Origin of the sequence: Sphingomonas sp. 28-62-11 (assembly GCF_002278865.1) — a bacterium.
Lineage (GTDB): Bacteria > Pseudomonadota > Alphaproteobacteria > Sphingomonadales > Sphingomonadaceae > Sphingomonas.
This window is the reverse complement of sequence record NZ_NCGB01000012.1, coordinates 69597-91064: the sequence shown is the minus strand read 5'-3', so window position 1 is coordinate 91064 and position 21468 is coordinate 69597. Positions and strand designations below refer to the sequence as shown.

19 protein-coding genes are annotated in these 21468 nt (G+C 61.4%); 10 read left to right on the top strand and 9 right to left on the bottom strand.

From position 1 onward, the window contains the following. Positions 1–117 precede the first annotated feature (117 nt). Both B7Y49_RS05575 and B7Y49_RS05570 read left to right on the top strand, forming a co-directional pair. Positions 118–1077: a lipopolysaccharide assembly protein LapB gene (locus B7Y49_RS05575; RefSeq protein WP_374126586.1), complete on the top strand. Its 960-nt coding sequence runs from the start codon at positions 118–120 to the stop codon at positions 1075–1077. Beyond that, positions 1044–2021: a hypothetical protein gene (locus B7Y49_RS05570; protein WP_374126585.1), complete on the top strand. Its 978-nt coding sequence runs from the start codon at positions 1044–1046 to the stop codon at positions 2019–2021. The genes B7Y49_RS05575 and B7Y49_RS05570 overlap by 34 nt, the downstream gene beginning before the upstream one ends. A gap of 10 nt (positions 2022–2031) precedes the next feature. Here the strand turns inward: B7Y49_RS05570 and B7Y49_RS05565 are convergent, their stop codons facing one another. Beyond that, positions 2032–3006: a bile acid:sodium symporter family protein gene (locus B7Y49_RS05565; RefSeq protein WP_374126584.1), complete on the bottom strand. Its 975-nt coding sequence runs from the start codon at positions 3004–3006 to the stop codon at positions 2032–2034. A gap of 153 nt (positions 3007–3159) precedes the next feature. Here B7Y49_RS05565 and B7Y49_RS05560 point away from each other — a divergent pair, with 153 nt between their 5' ends. The 4 genes from B7Y49_RS05560 (at position 3160) to B7Y49_RS05545 (ending at position 8772) form a co-directional block, all read left to right on the top strand. Further along, entirely contained in the window at positions 3160–3699 is a 540-nt protein-coding gene (locus B7Y49_RS05560) for a heme NO-binding domain-containing protein (protein WP_374126583.1), read from the top strand. Further along, positions 3687–5705: a putative bifunctional diguanylate cyclase/phosphodiesterase gene (locus B7Y49_RS05555; RefSeq protein WP_374126582.1), complete on the top strand. Its 2019-nt coding sequence runs from the start codon at positions 3687–3689 to the stop codon at positions 5703–5705. Before B7Y49_RS05560 ends, B7Y49_RS05555 begins: the two co-directional genes overlap by 13 nt. An 85-nt stretch (positions 5706–5790) precedes the next feature. Continuing rightward, on the top strand, positions 5791–7635 hold the full coding sequence (gene typA, locus B7Y49_RS05550) for a GTP-binding protein TypA (protein ID WP_374126581.1): 1845 nt from the start codon (positions 5791–5793) through the stop codon (positions 7633–7635). A 255-nt stretch (positions 7636–7890) separates the two neighbouring features. Further along, on the top strand, positions 7891–8772 hold the full coding sequence (locus B7Y49_RS05545; RefSeq protein WP_374126580.1) for an energy transducer TonB: 882 nt from the start codon (positions 7891–7893) through the stop codon (positions 8770–8772). 82 nt (positions 8773–8854) lie between these two features. On the opposite strand, the gene B7Y49_RS05540 is transcribed toward B7Y49_RS05545, so the two are convergent. Beyond that, positions 8855–9253, bottom strand: a complete 399-nt coding sequence (locus tag B7Y49_RS05540; RefSeq protein WP_374126579.1) for an EVE domain-containing protein — start codon at positions 9251–9253, stop codon at positions 8855–8857. A gap of 164 nt (positions 9254–9417) precedes the next feature. On the opposite strand from B7Y49_RS05540, the gene B7Y49_RS05535 reads away from it, so the two are divergent. Both B7Y49_RS05535 and B7Y49_RS05530 read left to right on the top strand, forming a co-directional pair. Beyond that, positions 9418–9798 carry a hypothetical protein gene (locus tag B7Y49_RS05535; protein ID WP_374126578.1) on the top strand — a complete coding sequence of 127 codons (381 nt, stop codon included), beginning with the start codon at positions 9418–9420 and terminating at the stop codon, positions 9796–9798. A gap of 114 nt (positions 9799–9912) precedes the next feature. Then, positions 9913–10191, top strand: coding sequence for a DUF3297 family protein (locus B7Y49_RS05530; protein WP_374126577.1), 279 nt, complete (start codon positions 9913–9915; stop codon positions 10189–10191). A 3-nt stretch (positions 10192–10194) separates the two neighbouring features. Here B7Y49_RS05530 and B7Y49_RS05525 read toward each other — a convergent pair whose 3' ends face one another. Genes B7Y49_RS05525 through B7Y49_RS05515 form a run of 3 tightly spaced genes read right to left on the bottom strand, consistent with a single transcriptional unit; the run spans position 10195 to position 12510 of the window. After that, the gene (locus B7Y49_RS05525) at positions 10195–10557 is read right to left on the bottom strand and encodes a bleomycin resistance protein (RefSeq protein WP_374126576.1); all 363 of its coding nucleotides are present in this window, start codon (positions 10555–10557) and stop codon (positions 10195–10197) included. A 13-nt stretch (positions 10558–10570) separates the two neighbouring features. Next, positions 10571–11371, bottom strand: coding sequence for a LytTR family DNA-binding domain-containing protein (locus B7Y49_RS05520; RefSeq protein ID WP_374126575.1), 801 nt, complete (start codon positions 11369–11371; stop codon positions 10571–10573). Further along, positions 11368–12510 (bottom strand): sensor histidine kinase, encoded by a 1143-nt coding sequence (locus tag B7Y49_RS05515; protein WP_374126574.1) that lies wholly within the window; start codon positions 12508–12510, stop codon positions 11368–11370. The genes B7Y49_RS05520 and B7Y49_RS05515 overlap by 4 nt, the downstream gene beginning before the upstream one ends. Before the next feature lie 103 nt (positions 12511–12613). Between B7Y49_RS05515 and B7Y49_RS05510 the strand changes: the two genes are divergently transcribed. Continuing rightward, positions 12614–13228 (top strand): HD domain-containing protein, encoded by a 615-nt coding sequence (locus B7Y49_RS05510; RefSeq protein WP_374126573.1) that lies wholly within the window; start codon positions 12614–12616, stop codon positions 13226–13228. Positions 13229–13363: 135 nt separating this feature from the next. Here B7Y49_RS05510 and B7Y49_RS05505 read toward each other — a convergent pair whose 3' ends face one another. Further along, a complete protein-coding gene (locus B7Y49_RS05505; RefSeq protein WP_374126572.1) occupies positions 13364–16702 on the bottom strand; it encodes a carboxypeptidase regulatory-like domain-containing protein in 3339 nt (1112 codons plus the stop codon). Positions 16703–16831: 129 nt separating this feature from the next. Beyond that, positions 16832–18955, bottom strand: coding sequence for an NAD-dependent DNA ligase LigA (gene ligA, locus B7Y49_RS05500; protein WP_374126571.1), 2124 nt, complete (start codon positions 18953–18955; stop codon positions 16832–16834). Between the two features lie 45 nt (positions 18956–19000). Here ligA and B7Y49_RS05495 point away from each other — a divergent pair, with 45 nt between their 5' ends. Beyond that, positions 19001–19399: a VOC family protein gene (locus B7Y49_RS05495; protein WP_374126570.1), complete on the top strand. Its 399-nt coding sequence runs from the start codon at positions 19001–19003 to the stop codon at positions 19397–19399. On the opposite strand, the gene B7Y49_RS05490 is transcribed toward B7Y49_RS05495, so the two are convergent. Both B7Y49_RS05490 and recN read right to left on the bottom strand, forming a co-directional pair. Then, positions 19384–19761, bottom strand: a complete 378-nt coding sequence (locus B7Y49_RS05490) for a hypothetical protein (RefSeq protein WP_374126569.1) — start codon at positions 19759–19761, stop codon at positions 19384–19386. The genes B7Y49_RS05495 and B7Y49_RS05490 overlap by 16 nt on opposite strands. Before the next feature lie 28 nt (positions 19762–19789). Beyond that, a complete protein-coding gene (recN, locus tag B7Y49_RS05485) occupies positions 19790–21454 on the bottom strand; it encodes a DNA repair protein RecN (RefSeq protein ID WP_374126568.1) in 1665 nt (554 codons plus the stop codon). Positions 21455–21468: the final 14 nt, after the last annotated feature.

Here is a 21468-nt window from a genome sequence, read left to right as displayed (position 1 = left end):
ATACGCCTTGCCGTGATGTTCAATCCATTGCCGCGCAACCTGTGGTCTCAGGCCATATTTACCATAACGGCTGCGTTATGATATCATTGGAGAATCAAGTTGTTGAGGAGAAAGTCGATGCAGGGCTTGGCAAAGGTTTCGCGCTCACCATTGTTCCGAACGGGCGTGTTTGCGTCCGCACTAATCGCCACGGCGGCGATGCTCGGGGCCGCATCGGGCGGTGGTGGGGGGGGAAGCGTGGGCATGGACGCGCCTTCATCGACAACGCCAGTATACGATCCTGTGATCGAGTACCAAAAGGGCAGGGCCGCGCTCGATCAAAAGAATTTCAAGGATGCCAGCAAGCATTTCGGCCATGTTCTCTCTGTTGATCCGCGCAACGCCAACAGCCATTATCTGCAGGGCATGGCGCTGGTTGGCCTGGGCAACGCAAAGAAGGCAGCAGGGGCGTTTGAAAAAGCGACCAAATATGACGCGCGGCTAACCCCGGCGTTCCAGCAGCTTGGCGTCGCGCGCGCGCGGCTGGGCGAGATGGACAAGGCAAAGGTCGCGCGTGATGCGCTGGCCCAGAAGCTCGCCGAATGTGGCGAGACGTGCAGCACCGCCGGTGAACTCAAAGCCGCAATCGCTGCCATCGACGAAGCGATTGCCGCTGGCCCCCAGGCGCGGATCGACACGCGTCTGCCTGCCGCTTTTGCCCATCCGGCGGATGGTGATCGCTCCTATTTGGCAGCGGCACGCCTGATCAACCAGCGGCGCTTTGGTGCAGCAATCGATTCGCTAGACGATGCGCTCAAAAGCAGCGGCCCGCACCCCGATGTGCTGACCTATCTGGGCTTTGCGAACCGCAAGCTCGGCAATCATGCAACCGCCGAACGCTATTACCAGGCAGCGCTTGCCATCGCGCCCACCCACCGTGGCGCATTGGAATATTACGGCGAGCTAAAGGTTGAGCGCGGTGATCTGGCCGGGGCACGCCGCCATCTGGCGCTGCTCGATCAGGCATGCAGCTTTGGATGCCACCAGGCCGAGGAACTGCGCCGATGGATTCGCGCTGGTCGCGCCCCCGAAAGCTGATCGGGCGGGTTTTCGGGTCGATCGGCGCCGTTGCGCTGATCGCGGCGGCGGCACCGCTTTCCGAAGCACAGCCCAGTTTGCGGGCAGCCCAGTGGCTTTTACCCGCTGATCGCGTTTCGGCGCTGGGCAGTCGGCCGCGTGAATGCCTTGCCCCGTCGGCGTTGGTTGACGACGCCGATGCCGTGGCGATTGGTCGCGTTGCATTTCGCACCCCGGTCCTGCTCGGCGGGCAGGCAGCACGGGGCGGGATCAGCTGTGCGAGCTGTCATAGCAATGGCCGGCGCAACGCTGCCTTCTTCCTCGCCGGGCTTTCGGGGGCGCCCGGGACGGCCGATGTGACGTCGGCCATGATGAGCACGCGGCGCGACAATGGCGTGTTCGATCCACTGCCGATTCCCGATCTCGCCGCACCGGGGCGTATTTCGCGCGCGCCCGGCGATGGGGCGCTCGAGGCGTTTGTGCGAAGCGTGATCATTGACGAATTCGATGGTAGCCCACCCACCAGCGCCACCATGGCGGGCTTGGTCTCTTATTTGCGCCATTTGCGCCCCTGTGCGCCTGAGAAGCGCGAGGCTATTACGCTCGCGACAGCGACCGCCGATATCGAGTCGGCGATCGGGGCGGCGCGGGCGGCGCTCCGCCGTGATGATCAGGAGACGGCACGATTGATGCTGGCGGGCGCGCGCTGGACGCTGGGCGAGATGGATGAGCGCTATCCGGGGGAGGAATTGGCGCGCCACCGTGCCGCGATCCGCATGGCGGATCGGTCGTTGGCGGCCCTTCAGCAGCAGCTGGACCGCGATCCTGTTGCAGCAGCACGCGCGTTGGGCGCATGGCGACTCAAACCAGCGACCCTGGCAGCGCTGCGCCGTGCAGAACCGGACTCGCTTTATGCGGCTGGGGTGATGGCGGCGGCGTTTGGCGTAGCGGCGGTTCGCCCGTGAACGGTGGCATTTAGTGTTCTGACGGCGGCTCGCCCGCCATCCCGGGCGCGATCCACGCCGATAGCATCAGCTGCAATTGGTGATAGATCAGCAACGGTAGAATAACTGCACCGGCAATCGCAGGCGGAAACAGAATGCGCGCCATTGGCGCACCGGTCGCCAGGCTCTTTTGCGCGCCGGAGAAGAGCAAGGTCACCCGGTCTTCGCGGTTCAGTCCAAGCGCTGCGCCAAGGCCCCAGGCGGCCGCAAAGGTGATCAGCAGTAAAGCGAATACCAGCGCCATCAAGGCGCCCAGTTCGCCTGCCCCGATCCGCTGCCACAGCCCTTGTGCCGCTGCCTCGGCAAAAGCGGTGTAAACCGCAAGCACGATCGTCAGCTTGTCCATCATGCCCGCGATCTTCGCGTGCCGTTGAATACTGGGCAGCACGAGGCGGCGTAAAATCTGCCCCAGCGCGAACGGCAGCAACAGCAGCATCGCCACCCGCCCGATGCTCGACAGCGAAAATTCGCCGAACGCGGTGCTTGCCAGTACCGCCAGCAGCAGGGGCGCGAGTACAACGCCAAGCACATTCGATACCGCCGATGCAATCACTGACGCGGCGATGTTGCCCCGCGCCATCGATGCATAGGCGATCGAAGACTGCACCGTGGTCGGCAGCACCCCCAGAAAGATCAGCCCGAGCAGCAACCCCGGCGTGAACTGGCCATGCAATGCGTGGCTAACCCCCAGCATCATCGCAGGCATGGCGACATAGCCAAAGCCCAGGATCGCCGCGTGCAACCGCCAGCGCTTTGCCCCGTCGAGCACCGCCTGCGGGCTCAGCCGCGCGCCGTGGAGGAAAAACAGCAGGAAAATCGCCGCGTTCGATGTCCAGCCAATCGCCGCCAGCACCTGCCCGCGCGCTGGAAACAGCGTGGCGGCAACCAGCGTCGCCATCAACAACAGAATGAACCGATCGGGCAGCAGGCGGCGGAGCAGGGTCATACCATCGCCCTAGTCGATATAAGGGTGACCGGCAAAACCCTGTAACCGTGCCATCTTTACCCAAAATGGGGCGCGCGTGACCGGTGGTGGGGCATTGTTTACGCCACTTTCATCATTGTCCTGCCATGCCGTCCAAGGGTGGCGGAGGCGACAATGAAGGGTGTAATTTTCAATCTTCTCGAAGAAGCTGTCGTCGATCAGTTCGGCGATGCCACCTGGGATGATCTGCTTGATGCCGCCGAGCTCGAAGGGGCCTATACATCGCTGGGCAGCTACCCTGATAGCGAGATCATGGCGCTGGTGGCTGCTGCTTCAGAGAAGCTGTCGCTTTCACCCGCAGCAATCCTGCGCTGGTTCGGGAAAAGCGCCATTCCGTCGCTGGCCGTCCATTATCCTGACTTTTTTACATCACCGGGCAATGTCCGTAATTTCTTGCTGAGCGTGAACACAATCATCCACCCCGAAGTCCGCAAGCTCTATTCGGGGGCCGGGTGCCCGCATTTCCAGTTTCAGGAACTGGGCACGGGCGAACTGATCATTGGCTATTCCTCACCGCGCAAGATGTGCGCCTTGGCGGAAGGTTTTATCGATGGCGCCGCTGATCATTTCGGCGAGAAGGTGACGGTTGCCCATCGTGGTTGCATGCATGATGGCAGCCCCGAATGTTCCCTGGTGGTCGAATGGGTGTCCTGAACCCCAGCGACTTCGTCAATTCGACAGATGTCGACGAAGAAATCGTTCGGCTCCGCCGCCGCCTTGCCCGTGAACGTACCGCTCGGACAACCGCTGAGGGGATTGCCGAACGCGGGCTGCGCGCGCTCTATCTCTCGCAACAGCGCATCGAGCTGCTCCACCGCATCGCCGCCAAAGCCAATGCGGCTGCCGATACGCGCGAAGCCTTGTCCTACGTGATTGCAGAGATTTGCACGCATACCGGCTGGGCGTTCGGCCATGTCTATCTCGCCGATGAAACCAATCGCGACCTGCTCGTGGCGCCGCAGATCTGGTTTTCGGCAAATCCCGAACCCCTGATGCCGTTCATCACCGAATCGCTCGAACTGCAATTCGCCCGCGGTGTCGGGCTGCCGGGGCGGGTGCTCGACACGCTGATGCCGATCTGGCTGGTCGATCTCGGCAATGCCGATAACTTTCTTCGCCGCGATGTCGCAGGGCAATGCGGTTTGCATTCCGCCTTTGCCTTCCCGGTCTGCGTGCAGGACGAAGTCGTCGCGGTCATGGAATTTTTCGCGCGCGAGAATCTGGCCGAGGATGCAGAATTTCTGGAGCTGATGGCGCAGATCGGCGTCCAGCTGGGCCGCGTGATCGAACGGGAACGTTTTACCGCGAAACTCTATTTCGATGCGCTGCACGATTCCCTGACGGGCCTTCCCAATCGCGCGCTGTTTGCCGAGCGCGTCGCGATAGCGCTTGAGCGCCGCGAACGGCGCCCCGAATATGGCGTCGCTGTGCTGTTTCTCGATCTCGACGGATTCAAGTTCATCAACGACAGCCTTGGCCATCAGGTCGGCGATGATGTGCTGGTGGCCACCGGGCGGCGGCTCGCCGATGTGCTGGCGGCACAAGCGGCGGCACAGGCTGCAGCGGGGGCGGATTGGCCAATGATAACGCTCGCGCGGCTTGGCGGGGATGAGTTCACGGTTGTGATCGAGGATTTCGACGATGAAGCCGCCGTGCATGCCGTCGCCAATGCGATGCTGGGCGCGTTGGCCGAACCGCATCTTGTGGACGGCAATGAAATCCATAGTGGTGGCAGCATCGGCCTGGCCTTTGCGCATAAGCCCGGCGCAACCGTGCAGGGTCTGCTTCGAAAGGCTGATACCGCGATGTACGAGGCCAAGGCGCGCGGGCGCGGCCAGGTCGCGGTGTTCGACAAGGTGTTGCAGCAGCGCGCTTCGACCCGGCTTCAAACCGAGAATGATCTGCGCGGTGCGCTCCGGCGGGAAGAATTTCAGCTATACTATCAGCCCATCGTCGAACTGAAGACGGGGACGATTTCTGGGTTCGAGGCGCTGCTGCGCTGGCAGCGCCGTCCTGATGAGCTGGTCGCACCCGGCCATTTCATCGACATTGCCGAGGAAACCGGGCTGATCGTCACCATTGGCAGTTGGGTGCTCCGCGAAGCCTGTGAGGCGACCGCGCGCTGGCACCGCCGGTTTGCACACCGCAAGCCGGTGACCATGAGCATCAACGTGTCACCGCGCCAGTTCCTCCAGCCTGGCTTTGTCGAATTTGTCGAGACGACCATTCGGGAGACAGGAATCGATCCTGCCACGATTTCGCTCGAGATTACCGAGGGGATTGCCATCGCCAACCCGGACCGTGCCGTCCACATCATGACGGAGTTGCGTGCGTTGGGCGTAAAGATGAGCCTCGACGATTTCGGCACGGGGTATTCATCGCTTGGCCATCTTCATCGCTATCCGTTTAACACCTTGAAGCTGGACCGTAGTTTCGTCTTGGGGCTGGGTGAGGGCAGCGATCGCATCGGTACCGGGATCGTGCAGGCGGTGCTTGATCTGGCATCGACGATGAACCTGTCGGTGATCGCCGAAGGGCTGGAGACCAACCGTCAGCGCCGCCATTTGCGTGGCATGGGGTGCGAATTCGGCCAGGGCTATTTCTATTCAAAGCCGGTCAGTGCAGAGTCCGCCGAGCTGCTGCTCGTAAACGCGCGATAGCCGTTCCGCCCCCGGCCTTTGCGCAGCGCAACATTTTGCGCTATGCGGCGACGCGAACACCCCCGCTTTAGCATCAGGACACTTTATGAGCCTCCGCAACGTGGCGATCATCGCCCACGTCGATCACGGCAAGACAACGCTGGTCGATCAACTGTTCCGCCAGTCGGGCACCTTCCGTGACAACCAGCGCATCGAAGAGCGCGCGATGGACTCGAACGATCTCGAAAAAGAACGCGGGATCACGATTCTCGCCAAGCCCACGTCGGTCGACTGGACGCCCCCAGGCGCCAGCGAGAGCATTCGCATCAACATCGTCGACACCCCCGGTCACGCTGATTTCGGCGGTGAGGTCGAGCGTATCCTGTCGATGGTCGATGGCGTGGTGCTGCTGGTCGATTCGTCGGAAGGCGCGATGCCGCAGACCAAGTTCGTCACCGGCAAGGCGCTGGCGCTCGGGCTGAAGCCGATCGTGGTGGTCAACAAGGTCGATCGCAACGACGCGCGCATCCAGGAAGTGCTCGACGAGGTGTTCGACCTGTTCGTGTCGCTCGACGCGAATGACGAGCAGCTCGATTTCCCCGTGCTCTATGCCTCAGGCCGCAACGGCTATGCCTCGACCGACATGAACGCGCGCGAGGGCACGCTGATCCCGATGTTCGAGACGATCGTCAGCCACGTCCCGCCGCCAGCCGTGGAAGTCGCGGGCGTGCCGTTCACTTTCCTCGTGACCTTGCTCGATCGTGATCCGTTTCTCGGCCGTATCCTTACCGGCCGCGTCAATTCGGGCGTGGTCAAGGTCAACCAGCCGATCCACGCGCTCAACAATGACGGCAAGATCGTCGAGACCGGCCGCGCGTCGAAGATAATGTCGTTCCGTGGGCTAGACCGGGTGCCGGTCGACGAAGCCAAGGCAGGCGACATCATCAGCCTTGCCGGCCTGTCGACCGCGACCGTCGCCGATACGATTGCCGACACCAGCGTGAGCGAGCCGCTCCACGCCCAGCCGATCGATCCGCCGACGCTGTCGATGCGCTTTGCGGTTAACGATTCGCCGATGGCGGGCCGCGAGGGCACCAAGGTGACGAGCCGCATGATCCGCGAACGCCTGTTCCGCGAAGCCGAGAGCAACGTTGCCGTGAAGGTGACCGAGGCGGCCGACAAGGACAGCTTCGAAGTGGCCGGCCGCGGCGAGCTTCAGCTCGGCGTGCTGATCGAGACGATGCGCCGCGAGGGCTTCGAACTCGGCATCAGCCGCCCGCGCGTGCTGTTTGGCGAAGACGAGCACGGCAACAAGACCGAGCCGTACGAGACCGTCATCATCGACGTCGATGACGAATATTCGGGCACCGTCGTCGAAAAGATGAACATCCGAAAAGCCGAGATGACCGACATGCGGCCATCGGTCGGCGGCAAGACGCGCATCACCTTCTCGGCACCGTCGCGCGGCATGATCGGCTATCACGGCGAGTTCCTGTCGGACACGCGCGGCACCGGCATCATGAACCGGCTGTTCGAACGCTACGGCCCGTTCAAGGGCAAGATCGAGGGCCGCAAAAATGGCGTCCTGATCTCGAATGGGACGGGCGAAGCCAATAACTATGCGCTCGGCCCGCTCGAAGAGCGCGGCATCCTGTTCATCGGCCACGGCGAGGCCCTGTATGAGGGTATGATCATCGGTGAGAATGCCAAGCCGGACGATCTCGAAGTCAACCCGATGAAGACCAAGGCGCTGACCAACTTCCGCGCGAGCGGCGGCAAGGACGATCAGGTCCGCCTCTCGCCCCCAAAGCGCGCGACGCTCGAACAGGCGATCGCCTATATCGACGATGACGAGATGGTCGAAGTGACGCCGAAGTCGATCCGGCTTCGCAAGCGCTTTCTCGACCCGAACGAGCGCAAGCGCGCGAGCCGGGCGAAGGTGGCGGCTTAATCGGCCTGCGCTAGGCAAAGTCTTGGCAATATTTCCCGAAAAGTCATTGCCTTCCAGTGATGACTTTCACGGGAAGGCAACGCTGTTACACGATGAATCAGCCCGCCGCGCGCCGACTTCGGAAACCACGACCGTGCAATATGGCAAAATCGGTCCCGCGGTATTGCAATCTTGAAGGGAAGATGGTTTCTGCGGGTTAACTCACGGATTCGCTTGGTTTTATTGGTGATTCTGACAGCTTTTGAGGAGCACTTCATGCGGCTAATCTCGATGCTCGTCTTGTTTTCGCTGCTGGCTTCCCCCCAGATGGCCCGATCTGCTGAACCGACCCCGATGCCACTCGCTAAGGTCGGGCCGTGGGAAATGAGTTATGATACCGATTCCTGCCATTTGTTGGCGGCGTTTGGGACTGGTGATCAGGCGGTATCGATGAGGATCACTCGGCTGGCACCAGGCAGTAGCTTCGATCTCACGCTGTATGGCAACCGGCTCGGGACAAGCGATCTGAGGGTGGATGCCAGCATAGGTTTTGGAGATCGCCCAGCTGAGATTAAACGTACAGCCCTTTCGGGAACCATCGGCAGTGAACGCAAGCTACCAATGTTGATCATCACGTCGTTGCGCATTGATGGCAACGTCGGCTTTACGAAGGGGTCGTCGCCCACTCCTGAAGTCACGCCGGCAGAAGAAGCTGCAACAACATCGATCACGGTGAAACTCCCATCGCGTAAGCAATTTCGCTTCGAAACTGGACCTCTTGCCGTTCCCTTCAAGGCCCTGCGCAATTGCACGGCCGATTTGGTAAAGTGGTGGGGTTTTGATCCAGAAGTTGAAGCACGATTGAACAAGCGGCCAGAGACGACCGGCAGACCGGAAAATTGGCTGACCTCGAATGACTTTCCCCGCGGTCCAAACCAACGTGGTCAAAGCGGCGCGTTAACCTTTCGCCTTGATGTCGAAGAAACTGGCAGGGTGAGCGGATGTCGTGTCCTTTTCAGGACCGATCCTGATGATTTCGCTGATCTGACCTGCAAGCTGTTGATGAAGAGGGCAGCAATGTCACCAGCACTTGATGAATACGGCAAACCGGTCAAGTCATTCTATATCCGAAAAGTTCAGTGGTTGGCCGCTCCTTAAGGTGATCTCGTCATTATGCCCGGCACCTTAGGTGTTTAGGGCCAGCGGCAATCAACCTTTGCTATCGCAGTGATCAAGTTGGTCATTCTCCCATCGTCATCACCACCGCCCACTCCTGGGCGGTCACCGCGCAAACCGACAGCCGCGATTGCCGGAGTAGCGCCATGCCAGCCAGCTTGGCTTCGGCCTTGATCGAGGCAAGCGTTACCGGGCGGGCGAGCGGGCGGACGGGTTCGACCTCGACCGAGGCCCATTTGTCGCCCTCGCCATCGGGCTGCCACGCGCGCGTCACCCGGACGATGCCGACCACGGCCTTATCGCTGACGCTGTGATAGAAAAACGCCTCGTCGCCGACCGCCATCGCGCGCAGGTTGATCGCGGCGCTGTGGTTGCGCACGCCGGTCCATTCGGTGTGGCCGTCGGCCACCAGATGCGCCCAGCCATAGCTTTCGGGCTCCGATTTGATCAGCCAGTTCGCCATTTGTCGTTCCTTTCGTGCCGCCTGCCGACGTCTCGCCGAGCTAAACGCGCGATGAACATCCCATTCTGGTACAGTTCAGCGCGACTCACCTACCCAATGCAACAGGCTCTCCATGCAGCGCGTTGGTGCCGGGTGTCGGGCTGGTTGAGAAGAGGAGATGGGACATGAATGCAATGATGAAGAAAGCCGGTCTGGGCTTTGCCCTTGCCGTCACCGCGCTCGCCACCGCCGCCCCGGCAGAGGCACAGCGTTATTATGGCCGCAACCGCGGTAACAATGGCGGCGCTGCCGTCGTCGCCGGGATTGCCGGTCTGGCGATTGGTGCCGCGATCGCGTCGAACCGCAATGATCGGTTTCGTGATGATTTTTATTATAATCGCGGCTTTCCGCGCGGTTATGACGATATCTATTTCCGCGATCACGGCTTTTATCCGAACGACGGCTACTACGCTTATAATTATCGGCCACGGTTCAACCGCTGCCGCGTCGTGCGCCAGTGGGACCCCTATTGGCAGCAGCCTGTGCGCATCCGCATTTGCCGCTAACGGTTGACGGCGGGGGATTTCCGGGGCGGTGCGCATGGTCGCGCCGCCTCGGTTGCGTCCGGGCATTGCGTTCCCGCTGGCATTTTGCGTGGCGCTGCGCCAAAGCCCGTCGCCATGAGCGATACACCCCCCGATCGACTATCGTCGAACCCGCGCAGCCCGTTTTTCGAGCAAAGTCTGCTCGAACGCGGCATCGGCATCCGCTTCAAGGGCCTGCAGCGCCATGATGTCGAGGAATATTGCCTGTCCGAAAGCTGGATTCGCGTTGCGCTTGGCAAGAAGGTCGATCGCCACGGCAATCCGCTGACACTGAAGCTCTCGGGTGAAGTTGAGGCGTGGTTCGAACGCCCAGCCGACGGGACCGAAGATTCGGGTGAGGGGTCTGCGGACTAAGCGCTAGTCGTTCTGGATTAACCGCAGCAACGTCCCGTCGGGATCGATGAGCGCGCCGATCCGGCCGCCCCAATCCTCAACCTTTGGCGGGTGAATCCGGGGATGGCCACATGTCGTTTCGGGTAGTCCGGCCGCGACACAGGCCGCATAAAGGCCGTCGAGATCATCGACCCGCAGGCAACAGCTGAACGAACTCGTCCAGGGATTGAGATCGGGATAGGGGAAGAATTCGAGCGTTAGCTCGCCTCGCTCCATGATCATCCAGCCATCGTCGCGCCAGCCCTCCTCAAAACCCAGCTTGGCGTAGAATTGCGACGTGGCCTCGAAATCGCGTGAGGGCAGGTTGGGGGTGGCGTGGTCGGCCATTGCGCCTTGCCGCTTAGTGCACGAACCGCGCCACCACGTCGCGGTAGCTGCGGCTTACCTTCACCTGAGCGCCTGACCCCAACACCAGAAAACATTCGCCATTGGTGTGCGGCTTCACCTCTTTGACGAGGTCGAGGTTGACGATCGTCGAGCGGTGGACGCGCTGGAACCGCCGGGGATCGAGCCGCTTTTCCAAATCCTTCATCGTCTCACGCAAGATCAGCGTGTTGTCGCTGGTCTTGATACACATATAATCGCCTGCCGCCTCGACGCTTTCGATCGTATCGACATCGACCCGGAAAATCTGGCCGCGATCCTTGATGTTGATCAGCTTTTCGAAGCGGTTCGCCGATAGCTGGTCGCCGCCGTCCTGCATATCGGCCGCGGCATCAGGCGCCACTTCGGCGAGCACTTCCTTCAACCGGTCGACTTCCTCCGCGCCGCGCTTCTCGGCGAGCCGCTGGCGCACCCGGTCGAGCGTATCGGCCAGCCGTGCCTCCTCGACCGGCTTCATCAGATAATCCATCGCCTGCGCCTCAAACGCGCGGATCGCGTGATCGGAATAGGCCGTGACGAACACGAACAGCGGCGGCTCGACCTCCATCAAACCCTGCACGACAGAAAAGCCGTCGAAGCCGGGCATCTGGATATCGAGAAAGACCAGGTCGGGCTTGTGCGTCTTGATACTGCGGATCGCCTCGCGGCCATTCACGCAGGTGTCGATGATCTCGACATCGTCATGCGCCTGCAGTCGCAATTGCATGCCTTGGATGGCAAGCGGTTCATCGTCCACCAGGATTGTTCGGATCGTCATGCGGCCTCTTTCGTCGGTTCCTCGAGCTGGAACGGAATGTCGATCTCTACCCCAAAGCCGCCCCCCGGGTTTGATCGCGTCTCGAAACGGTGGTCGGGCCCGTAAGCCTGCGCCAGCCTGTCCCTGATATTGGCAAGCCCGACCCCGGTTGAAAGGCTTGGCCGCGATTTAGTTTCAATCAAGCCGGGGCCACTGTCAGATACGGTGATCTGCACCCGCTCGCCGTTCAACCGAGCGACGACGTTGATTTCTGCACCGTCCTCCTGCGGGGTGACGGCATACTTGATCGCATTTTCGACCAGCGGCTGAAGCAACAGCGAGGGCAATCGCGCCTTGGCGACGCGCGGATCGATCGAAAAGCTGGGGCGCAGTCGATCCTCGAAGCGCATCTTCTCAATCTCGAGATAGAGTTTCAGCGTCTCCACCTCCTGCGCGATGGTGACATTGGCAGTCGGTTCATTGGCGAGCGTATAGCGAAGGAACGACGACAGCCGACTGAGCATTGCATTGGCGCGGTCGGTTTGCTTCAGCAGCACCAGGGTGGAGATGGAATTGAGCGTGTTGAACAGGAAATGGGGGTTGAGCTGATAGCGCAGCATCGCCAGCTGCGCGGTCGACGCCTGATTGCCGAGCTTTTCGAGCTGGTCGATCTGTTCTTCGACGATCAGGTAGAAATTGATCCCGAAATAGAGTGCTGACCAGCCCGCCAGCACGGTGAAATTGAGAAACAGGGTCGCCAGCACCAGCGACAGGTTGATGCCGGGATTGTCGAGTTTGATGAACGAAAATGAAAATGCATCGAGCACCGCGTACAGGATCGTCGCGGCGACCAGGGTGAAGATTGTCAGCAGCACCAGGCTGATCCGCGGCAGCGTGCGGTAATAGCCATAGAGGGTAGAGAGCAGCAGCGTGATGCAATAGCCAATGATCGATTCGATCACGACCGCGACCAGCACGGTAAACGACAGGCCGTTGGAGATGCTCGAAACGCTGCGCAGCACCAAATAGCCCGACCAGCCCGCGGCTTGCAGCATCCAGAAGGCGCGGTTCTTTTCTTCGAAAAAGGGTCGAGCAAAAATGCCGGGCTTGGGGCCGGTAATTGGCTCGGCCAGCGCGCCGGTTTGGGCAAGATCGCTCATCGATTGGTCTGGCGCGGCATCGGTATGGTCATCCCCGCCTTATAGCTGCTGACAAACAACCGGGAAGGGGCCTATGTTGCGCCAACGATAGGAGAGAGAGTCGATGGCCGACGGAAACGATTTGCCCGCTACTCATCAGGGGGACCGAGCGCAGTTCACCGCGATGACAGAGGGAACGCAGGCAGACTGGCTGACGATCGCGACCCATTTTCGCGAGTTTTCGCACGGCCTGCCAGCGCGCGTGCTCACCCACCTGAAGCTGCTCGACGGCGATTATGGTGGTTTCCCGGTCGATCGGCTGGAGCATTCGCTGCAGACGGCGACGCGGGCGTATCGCGATGGCCGTGACGAGCCCTATGTCGTCACCGCGTTGCTTCACGACATTGGCGATACGCTGGGCAGCTTCAACCATCCGGAAATTGCCGCCGCCATGCTGCGGCCGTTCGTGTCGGAGGAACTCCACTGGATCGCCAATAATCACGGCGTGTTCCAGGGTTACTATTATTTCCACTATGTCGGCATGGACCGTGACCTGCGCGAGAATTTCCGCGGGCATCCGCATTTCGAGGCCTGCGCCGAATTTTGCGAGAAATATGATCAGTCGGCGTTTGACCCGAATTACGACAGCGCACCGCTGGAGTTCTTCGAACCGATGGTCGCGCGGGTGATGGCCCGGCCGATCAACAGCATGTACGCGAAGGTCGCTGAACCAGCCTGAACCGGGACACACATTCGCCGAACAAAAAAGGGCCTCGCCGATCGGATCGGCGAGGCCCTTTTGAGTCGAGGATCACCCCAAAAGCAAACCGCCGCCCCCTTTCCGGGGACGGCGGCCTGTTAGTCTCGAGAGCGCTTACAGCGTGAAGCGCGCGCCGATACGGATGAAGTAGGTCGACGCGTTGAAGTTCGGCGCCAGATTTGTGTTCGGATCGCGGAATGAATTGTAGCGATACTGTGCACAAGTCTGCGACGAGTTGGTGTTTACCACACCGGCTCCAGGAGCCGTTCCCGTTGGTGTCGCTGTGGACAGGCACTGCACTGTTACCACGGCCGCCGACCCGATCTGGCGGAGGCCACCCCAGTTGCTGTTGAGCAAGTTCGGGAGGTTATTGATGTCGGCAAACACCGAAACCCGTGAACGCCCGACGAACAACGGAATTTCCTGCTCAAGATGCAGGTCGAGGCGCGTGACCGCCCGGTTCCGAGCGATATTCTTCGGTGCAATCTGGCCTCGGAAATTGGCCAAGCCGGTTCTGCTGATCAGCGCGTCAAGCGAGTTTTGCGTAGCCACGCTGTCATAGCTTACGATCGGATCGGCTGTGCCGGTCGGGACGTATAGCAGGTTGGCAGGTGCATTGCCGGTCAGCACGGTCCCGAACACGGGCGAACGGGTTGCCACGTTGTCAAGCGCGAGGAAGCTGTAGGGATTGCCCGCACGTGTTTCGCCGAACAGCTGGATCTTCGTATGATAATCACCGAAGAACGCGTGATCATAGCCAATGCTGTACTTGAACTGCCAGCTTGTCTGGTTGTCCGACGTCCCGAGGACCGGCATGTTTGGATCGGCGAAGATCTGGAAGCGATAGTTCGAGTTCGGCGTTGATGCGCTGGCGTTGCCAACGTCACGAACGTCCTGAAGAATGTAAGCACCCGACAGCGAGAGACCGAAATCGAACTCCTTGTCGAAGCGCACAACACCAATATGGCTGCGGCCACCCTTGGCATTAATGCCCAGAACGTCCCAGTTGTTGTCGGTGAAGGCGATACGACCGGTGTAGCGCGGGCGACCATCTGGCAATATGCCGATCTGGATCGAACGAGCGTCGGTAAACGTGATGTCGTTACGGGTCTTCGAGAACAGATAGTCTGCGCCGAAGTTCACACCGAAGAAGTTCCATTCGGCCGAGAGTGTCGCTTTAAGCGAGGTCGGGAGAACGAAATCGGGTGAAAGTGCAGCGGTATTGGTGGCCGCTGCGGCAGTGCCGCCCTGTGCAAAGCTGACCAGCGCCGGATTCACATTGGCGCCAACATTGTTGAGCGCGGCCGCGCAAACCGCCGCCGTCAAACCAGACGGTCCGGAGCAACCGGGCCCGCCGGCTGCGCGCGTAATCGTCAGCGAGTTGGTGGTGACGGTGTTCGAAAAGCTGTTCGACAGATAGATGTCGGGGTTACCACCAGCAAGGATGCCCACGCCGCCGTGCAGACGCAGGTTCGAGGTTACCTTCCAGTCGGCGCTCAAGCGTGGCTCGAAGGTTTCCTGGCCCTTATAGGTCTTGGTGTTCGCAAAACCGTTGCGCGTTGCGAAGGCCTGGTTGAACACAGGCGCCTGATCCATGGCGTACACATTCCACCGGAAGCCGTACGTCACCGTCAGGCCGGGCGCTGGGCGCCAATCATCCTGAATACCGAACGACAGCTGATCATAGCGGAAGTTCGCCGCTGCTCCATTGGCGCCACCAACAATAACGGCAGCGTATTGGACCTGGTTCGCATTACCTGCCTGGAAATCGGCAAGCGAGTCGAAATAATAGCTGCCCAGGCTGTTCGGCACGAAGTTGTTGAACGTCCGGTTACGGGTCATTTCGGCCAGCAGCTTCAGTTCATGGTTGCCCATCGTCAGGCGACCGAGGAACGAACCGTTATAGGTATCGGTGAACAGCTGGTTGGTTTGACGGAAGTTGTCGGGGCCGAAGAAGATGCGTGGAACACCAATGCTGCAGCCCGTTGCGCTGCCGACTGAGGCAGCGTCCTGACAAATCTGGAACTGGGAGTTGCCCCGACCGCCCAGCGGCTCCTGGCCGCGGACATAGCTCTTGTAGCTAAAGCGCACTTCAGTCGACAGCGTGCTCGACCAGGTCGAGTTGAACTGTGCGATACCAGCGCGAAGCAACTCGCTGAGCGTGTAAGCGTTAGAGCTCAACCCATAAGCGGGCGTTGTGCCCGAGGTCGAGGTGTTGTTCGGGCTAATTTGCGCGTTGTACGCGTTGATATAGGAGATCGACAGGCGTTGGCCATCCGCGACGTTCCAGTCGACCCGTGTCGAAAACTTTTCGTCCAGCCGTGGATTGATTCGCAGGAGATCGCCAAAGGCATCACCGGTGATGCCATAGCGTGGTGCGCTTGCAAGCGTTCCCAGCGCGGTCACCTGCGCGGGGGTCAAGCCAGGAATGCTCTCTGGCTGGGTGCCGAATGCACGCGGATCGACGTTCTTTTCGTATGAGAACATCAGGAACAGGCGATCCTTCAGGATCGGGCCGGCGATCGTCGCACCATAGGTTTCGGACTTGAACGGCGGCAACACAACGCGCGTCGATCCAATGGTGTCGCCCGACAGGCCATCTGTATTCTGCGAATAGAAACCCGTCAGATAAAGCTTGTTCGAGCCCGAGCGGAGCACGGCGTCAATCACGCCGCCCTGATAGTTGGTCTGGCGGATGTCGAAGTTTGCTGCCGACGTCGAGACCTGGTCAAGCGCGTCGAATGGCACCGGGCCACGGATCGTCGGGCTGGCGTCCTGGTTGAGACCGAAGGTATCGCCCACGGTGACGCCGTTGATGGTGAAGCGGTTGAAGCGCGGATTGACGCCAGCAAATCGAATGGCACCGCCGCGATCGGTCGAGTTACCGAGGTCGAAGGTTGCGAAGGGATCGCGACGCTGGATGTCGCGAATGTCGCGGTTGACCGAAGCGACCTTGCTGATGTCGGCGGCCGTCAGCGTCGTCTGAACACCCTTTGACTGGTTACCTGCACCGCGGATCGAAGAAGCGGTCACGACGATGTCGGCACCCGACGCCTGCGCCAGTTCGATCGGGAGATCGAAGGTCTGCTGCACCACAGTGAAGATGTCGCTGACCGAAGAGTTACCCTGATCGCTCTGGACGTCGACCGTGTAAGGGCCGCCCGGACGAAGACCGGCGAACGAAAAGCCGCCTTCGGTATTGGTGGTGGTCTGCAAGCGCGTGCCCGACGCCACATCGGTGGCAACAACAGTCGCCCCAGCTACGCCCACACCATTGCTCGTCACGGTGCCGCGAATCTGCGCCGTCGTTTCCTGCGCGCCTGCGGCAGCAGGAATAATGAGCGCGGCTGCTGCCGCACCAAGAAGTAGTTGGTAACGCATGATTTTCCCCTTGAGGCGTTTGTTACGTGGCGATTTGGACGCTTTTTGAGTCGGTAACGATGGTGTTTTCACCACTCTTTTCCGCCCATGCATGGAAATTATTTCGCTTCCATGACAGACCAAGCGCTCCCGCCAAGACTCCCAATTTGTGGCATATTTGTTTGATAGTGCGTTGCAAAAAGGCACCACCATGCACGATGCTTAAATACCGTCGACAATCGCCTTCCACGCGGCTTCGTCGATCACTGGGATGCCTAGGTCACTGGCCTTTTTCAGCTTTGATCCTGCCCCCGGCCCGGCCACGACCAGATCGGTCTTGTTCGATACGGAACCGGCGACGCGCGCGCCCAGCGCTTCGGCCTGGGCCTTGGCTTCGTCCCGGCTGATCGATTCGAGATTGCCGGTAAACACCAGTGTCTTGCCATTCACCGGTGATTCGCGCGTAATGAGGTTGACGTCGGCGGGCCGCACCTGCGCGAGTAGATCGGCGATCACCTGCTGGTTGTGCGGCTCGGCGAAGAAGTCGGTCAGCGCCAGCGTGACTTCGGGGCCGACCTGCGGCGTTTCGGCGATCGCGGCGAGCACCTTGCCAACGCGGGCGAGGAACTTGTCGTCGGTTTCGCCCAGTGCCGGGGTAAGCTCGGCACGGGCTTTGGCCATCGCCTCGACCATCGCCGCAAAGCCCGCCCAACTCGTCCAGCGGCGCGCAAGATCACGCGATGTCGTCGCGCCAACATGACGGATGCCCAGCGCGAACAGAAACCGGTCGAGCGGGGGCGTGCGCTTGGCATCGATTGCGGCGATCAGCTTGGCCGCCCAGACGCGCCCGTCCTTCTTGCGTTCGAGCAATTGCGCTTCGGTGAGCGTGAAGATGTCGGCGGGCGCGTGGATCAGGCTGTCGCGGACAAATTCTTCGATCTGGGTCGCGCCCAGCCCGTCGATGTCGAGCGCGGCCCGGCTGGCGAAATGGCGGAGCCGCTCCACCCGCTGCGCCGGGCAGATCAGCCCGCCGGTGCAGCGAATGTCGACCTCGCCCTCCTCGCGCACCGCAATCGATCCGCATTCGGCGCAGTGATCAGGAAAGGGCCAGGCACCCCGTGTCTCGTTTCGGGACAAATTCTCGACGATTTGTGGAATCACGTCCCCCGCGCGCTGGATGACGACCGTGTCGCCCGGCCACACGTTCAGCCGCGCAATCTCATCGGCATTGTGGAGCGTTGCATTGGTGACGACGACGCCGCCGACCGTGACGGGCTCCAATCGCGCGACCGGGGTGAGCTTGCCGGTCCGCCCGACCTGAATGTCGATCGCACGGAGCGTGGTCTGTGCGCGCTCGGCGGGGAATTTATGTGCGATCGCCCATCGCGGCGCGCGCGACACCGCGCCAAGCCGATCCTGCCAGTCGAGCCGGTCGACCTTGTAGACCACACCGTCGATATCGAAGGGGAGCGCGGCACGTGCCGTCTCGATCATTCGGTAATGGCCGAGCGCGGCGGGGACGTTTTCGACGCGGATCAGCATCTCGCTGACGGGCAGGCCCCAATCGGCAATTGCGTGCATCACGCCCAGCTGTGTGTCAGCCGGGATCGTGCTCGCCTCGCCCCAGCCATGGGCCAGAAAGCGCAGCGGCCGGGTGGCGGTAATGCTCGCATCCTTCTGGCGGAGCGATCCGGCGGCGGCGTTGCGCGGATTGGCGAACTGGCGCGCTTTCTCCGGATCATCGGCTTCGGCGAGCAGGCGGGCATTGAGCGCAGCAAAATCGGCCTTGGCCATATATACCTCGCCGCGCACTTCGAACACATCGGGCGGGGATCCGGTGAGCATGTCCGGAATATCGGCAATGGTGCGGACATTGGCGGTCACATCCTCGCCGATCGCGCCATCGCCGCGAGTCAGCGCTTGCACCAGCCTGCCCTTTTCATAGCGGAGCGAGCAGGACAGCCCGTCGATCTTGGGCTCGGCGGTGAGCGCAACGGTGGCGTCGGCGGCAAGCGACAGGAAACGCCGCACGCGGGCGTCGAAATCGGCGATGTCCTCATCCGAAAAGCCATTATCGAGGCTCATCATCGCCTTGGCATGCGCAACCTTGGCGAGATGCCCGGCGGGGGCGGCTCCCACCTTTAGGCTCGGCGAATCGGCGCGGACGAGATGCGGGAAGGCCGCCTCGATGGCCTGGTTGCGGCGGACGAGCGCGTCATAATCCGCATCGCTGATCTCGGGTGCGTCCTCGGTGTGATAGCGCGCATTGTGATAGGCGATCTCGGCGGCAAGGCGCTCAAGCTCGGCGGCGGCTTCGGACTCGGTAGTGGGGAGCGACGGCGTCATGCTGATGCGCTACCGTTGCGCGAGAGTCGGTTCAAGGAGGGGACGATGCCCAACTTCATCCAGATCACACCATTCATCCATGTGCCCGATCTCAAGGCAGCGCTCGAGTTCTTTTGCGATCTACTTGGTTTCACGGTGCCGTACCGCCAGCCGGGCTATGCCTATATCGAGCGCGATGGGTGCGGCATACGCCTGATGCAGGCTGACGGAGATCAAGGCGCCCCGCCGGGTAACCGCCGATTTGCCTATTATATCGATGTTCGCGATGTCGACGCGCTCTACGAGGAATTGAAGCCCAAGCTCGATCGGTTGCCGAAGGGCGATGTTTTCGGGCCGATCGACCAGCCTTATGGCCAGCGGGAACTGTTGATTTTGGCACCCGAAGGCAACCTCCTCGCCTTTGGTCAGGCGATTCGCAGTCAAAACGATCAAGCGTCGAAATAGGCCAGCACGATCGTCGGTCCCGGGAACGCCATATAGGGCGGGAAACCGACGAGAAGATACAGCAACAGGCACCAGCCAACGAACAGGCCAATCGCGCCCGCCAGCCAGCGCGCGTCATTGTTGTGAAAGGCGCGATACGCCATCGTTGCATCGGTAATCACGACCAGTGGCGTCGACAGCATCAGCAGTGCGCCCAGCCAGGCAGTCGGATCATTGGTCGATCCTGGCGCATCGAATGCCATGGCAGCGGCGATGATATAGGCCAGCGAGCCAGGGATCGAGAGCGCGGCGTTGATCAGGAAAGGCAGGGCGAGCCAGCGGGGCCAGCGCGATGCGGTGTTGGCAGTGGGTTCAGTGGTCATAGCCTTCCCCCGGTCGGTTTATCCCGATTTACGCCGCCTCCAGCAACCGTGCGGCCTGTGCGCGCGCCTCATCGGTCACGGTCGCGCCTGAGAGCATCCTAGCGATCTCTTCCTGGCGTTCGGCCTCGTCGAGCGTGCGGACGCCGGTGCGGGTGACGGTGCCGTCATGGCTCTTGGCGATCAGCAGATGATGCTGCCCGCGCGCGGCAACTTGCGGGCTATGGGTGACAACGAGCAACTGCGTGCTCTCCGCCAGCCGCGCGAGCCGCTCGCCAATCGCGCTCGCCACTGCGCCGCCCACGCCCCGATCGATCTCGTCGAAGATCATCGTTGCCGCCCCGCCCTGTTCGGCAAGGCTGACTTTCATCGCCAGAATGAAGCGGGAGAGTTCGCCGCCCGAGGCGATCTTGATCAACGGCGCAAACGGGGCACCGGGGTTGGTCGAAATTTCGAACTCCACCCGGTCCTTGCCAGACGCCCCCCAATTGTCCTCGCCCAGCGGCGCGACGACGGTGCGGAAGCGGGCAGCATCGAGTTTAAGTGGGGCAAGCTCGCCCTTGACCGCTGCGTCTAGCCGGGCGGCGGCATCAGTCCGGGCTTTGGTCAACAAATCGGCTTGGCCGTTGTAATCGCTTTTCGCCGCCGCGAGCGCGCGTTCTAGCGCAGCAATGCCCGCATCCCCGCTTTCGATCCGCTCAAGCTTTTCAGTCAGTTCCTGTGTCAGTGCGGCCAGATCATCAGGTTGGACCCGGTGCTTGCGCGCCACTGCTCGCAATTCAAATAGCCGCGTCTCGTCGGCCTCCAATTGGGCCGGATCGAACGCCAGCGCAAAGGCCGCCGCATCCACCTTTTCCTGCGCGAGTGCCCCGTCGCTGATCGCCCGGTCGACTGCCGCGAGCGCTTCGCCTAACGCTTCATGGTCGCCCGCAATCCGATCAAGCACCCGCGCGGCCTGACGTAACCGGGCGAGCCCGCCCTCCGATCCATCGAGAAGATCGGCGATCGCCTGCAGATCGCCCGCAATTTTTTCTCCGCGCTGCATTCCCTGGCGGCGGGTGGCGAGGATTTCCTCCTCGCCCGGTTCGGCAGCAAGCGTAGTGAGTTCGGCGACGGCGTGATCGAGCCATTCACGGTCGCGCGCGGCGGCATCGAGTTCAGCGCGGGCTTCATCGAGCGCGGTCTGGGCGGCATGCATTGCGCGGTGAGCGAGGGCGACGGGGATAGTATCGATCCGTCCGAACGCATCGAGCAGCGCCCGATGGCCGCGCGGGTTCAGCAGCCCGCGATCGTCATGTTGGCCGTGGATTTCCACCAGATGCCCCGAAAGATCGCGCAGCAGCGTCGCGGACGCCGGCGAATCGTTGATGAAGGCGCGGCTGCCGCCATCGGCCTTGACGATACGCCGGATCAACAATGGTTCGCCGGGATCGAAATCAATGCCGTTAAGCTCAAGCAAACCAGCGACCGGGGTGCCGATCGCGGGCGGATCGAAGCTCGCGGTGACGACGGCCTGTGCCGTGCCCTGCCGCACCAGCGATGTTTCGCCGCGCGCGCCAAGCGCCAGTCCCAGCGCATCGAGCAGAATTGATTTGCCTGCGCCGGTTTCCCCGGTGAGCACCCCCAGACCCTGCCCGAAATCGAGGTCGAGTGCTTCGATCAACACGACATCGCGGATCGAAAGGGCGTTCAGCACGGATTGATCATCAT

Bases quoted from the DNA above. Each gene is read 5' to 3' on its own strand.
- B7Y49_RS05575 (WP_374126586.1), top strand. From the start codon at position 118: ATGCAGGGCTTGGCAAAGGTTTCGCGCTCACCATTGTTCCGAACGGGC.
- B7Y49_RS05570 (WP_374126585.1), top strand. From the start codon at position 1,044: ATGGATTCGCGCTGGTCGCGCCCCCGAAAGCTGATCGGGCGGGTTTTC.
- B7Y49_RS05565 (WP_374126584.1), bottom strand. From the start codon at position 3,006: ATGACCCTGCTCCGCCGCCTGCTGCCCGATCGGTTCATTCTGTTGTTG.
- B7Y49_RS05560 (WP_374126583.1), top strand. From the start codon at position 3,160: ATGAAGGGTGTAATTTTCAATCTTCTCGAAGAAGCTGTCGTCGATCAG.
- B7Y49_RS05555 (WP_374126582.1), top strand. From the start codon at position 3,687: ATGGGTGTCCTGAACCCCAGCGACTTCGTCAATTCGACAGATGTCGAC.
- typA (WP_374126581.1), top strand. From the start codon at position 5,791: ATGAGCCTCCGCAACGTGGCGATCATCGCCCACGTCGATCACGGCAAG.
- B7Y49_RS05545 (WP_374126580.1), top strand. From the start codon at position 7,891: ATGCGGCTAATCTCGATGCTCGTCTTGTTTTCGCTGCTGGCTTCCCCC.
- B7Y49_RS05540 (WP_374126579.1), bottom strand. From the start codon at position 9,253: ATGGCGAACTGGCTGATCAAATCGGAGCCCGAAAGCTATGGCTGGGCG.
- B7Y49_RS05535 (WP_374126578.1), top strand. From the start codon at position 9,418: ATGAATGCAATGATGAAGAAAGCCGGTCTGGGCTTTGCCCTTGCCGTC.
- B7Y49_RS05530 (WP_374126577.1), top strand. From the start codon at position 9,913: ATGAGCGATACACCCCCCGATCGACTATCGTCGAACCCGCGCAGCCCG.
- B7Y49_RS05525 (WP_374126576.1), bottom strand. From the start codon at position 10,557: ATGGCCGACCACGCCACCCCCAACCTGCCCTCACGCGATTTCGAGGCC.
- B7Y49_RS05520 (WP_374126575.1), bottom strand. From the start codon at position 11,371: ATGACGATCCGAACAATCCTGGTGGACGATGAACCGCTTGCCATCCAA.
- B7Y49_RS05515 (WP_374126574.1), bottom strand. From the start codon at position 12,510: ATGAGCGATCTTGCCCAAACCGGCGCGCTGGCCGAGCCAATTACCGGC.
- B7Y49_RS05510 (WP_374126573.1), top strand. From the start codon at position 12,614: ATGGCCGACGGAAACGATTTGCCCGCTACTCATCAGGGGGACCGAGCG.
- ligA (WP_374126571.1), bottom strand. From the start codon at position 18,955: ATGACGCCGTCGCTCCCCACTACCGAGTCCGAAGCCGCCGCCGAGCTT.
- B7Y49_RS05495 (WP_374126570.1), top strand. From the start codon at position 19,001: ATGCCCAACTTCATCCAGATCACACCATTCATCCATGTGCCCGATCTC.
- B7Y49_RS05490 (WP_374126569.1), bottom strand. From the start codon at position 19,761: ATGACCACTGAACCCACTGCCAACACCGCATCGCGCTGGCCCCGCTGG.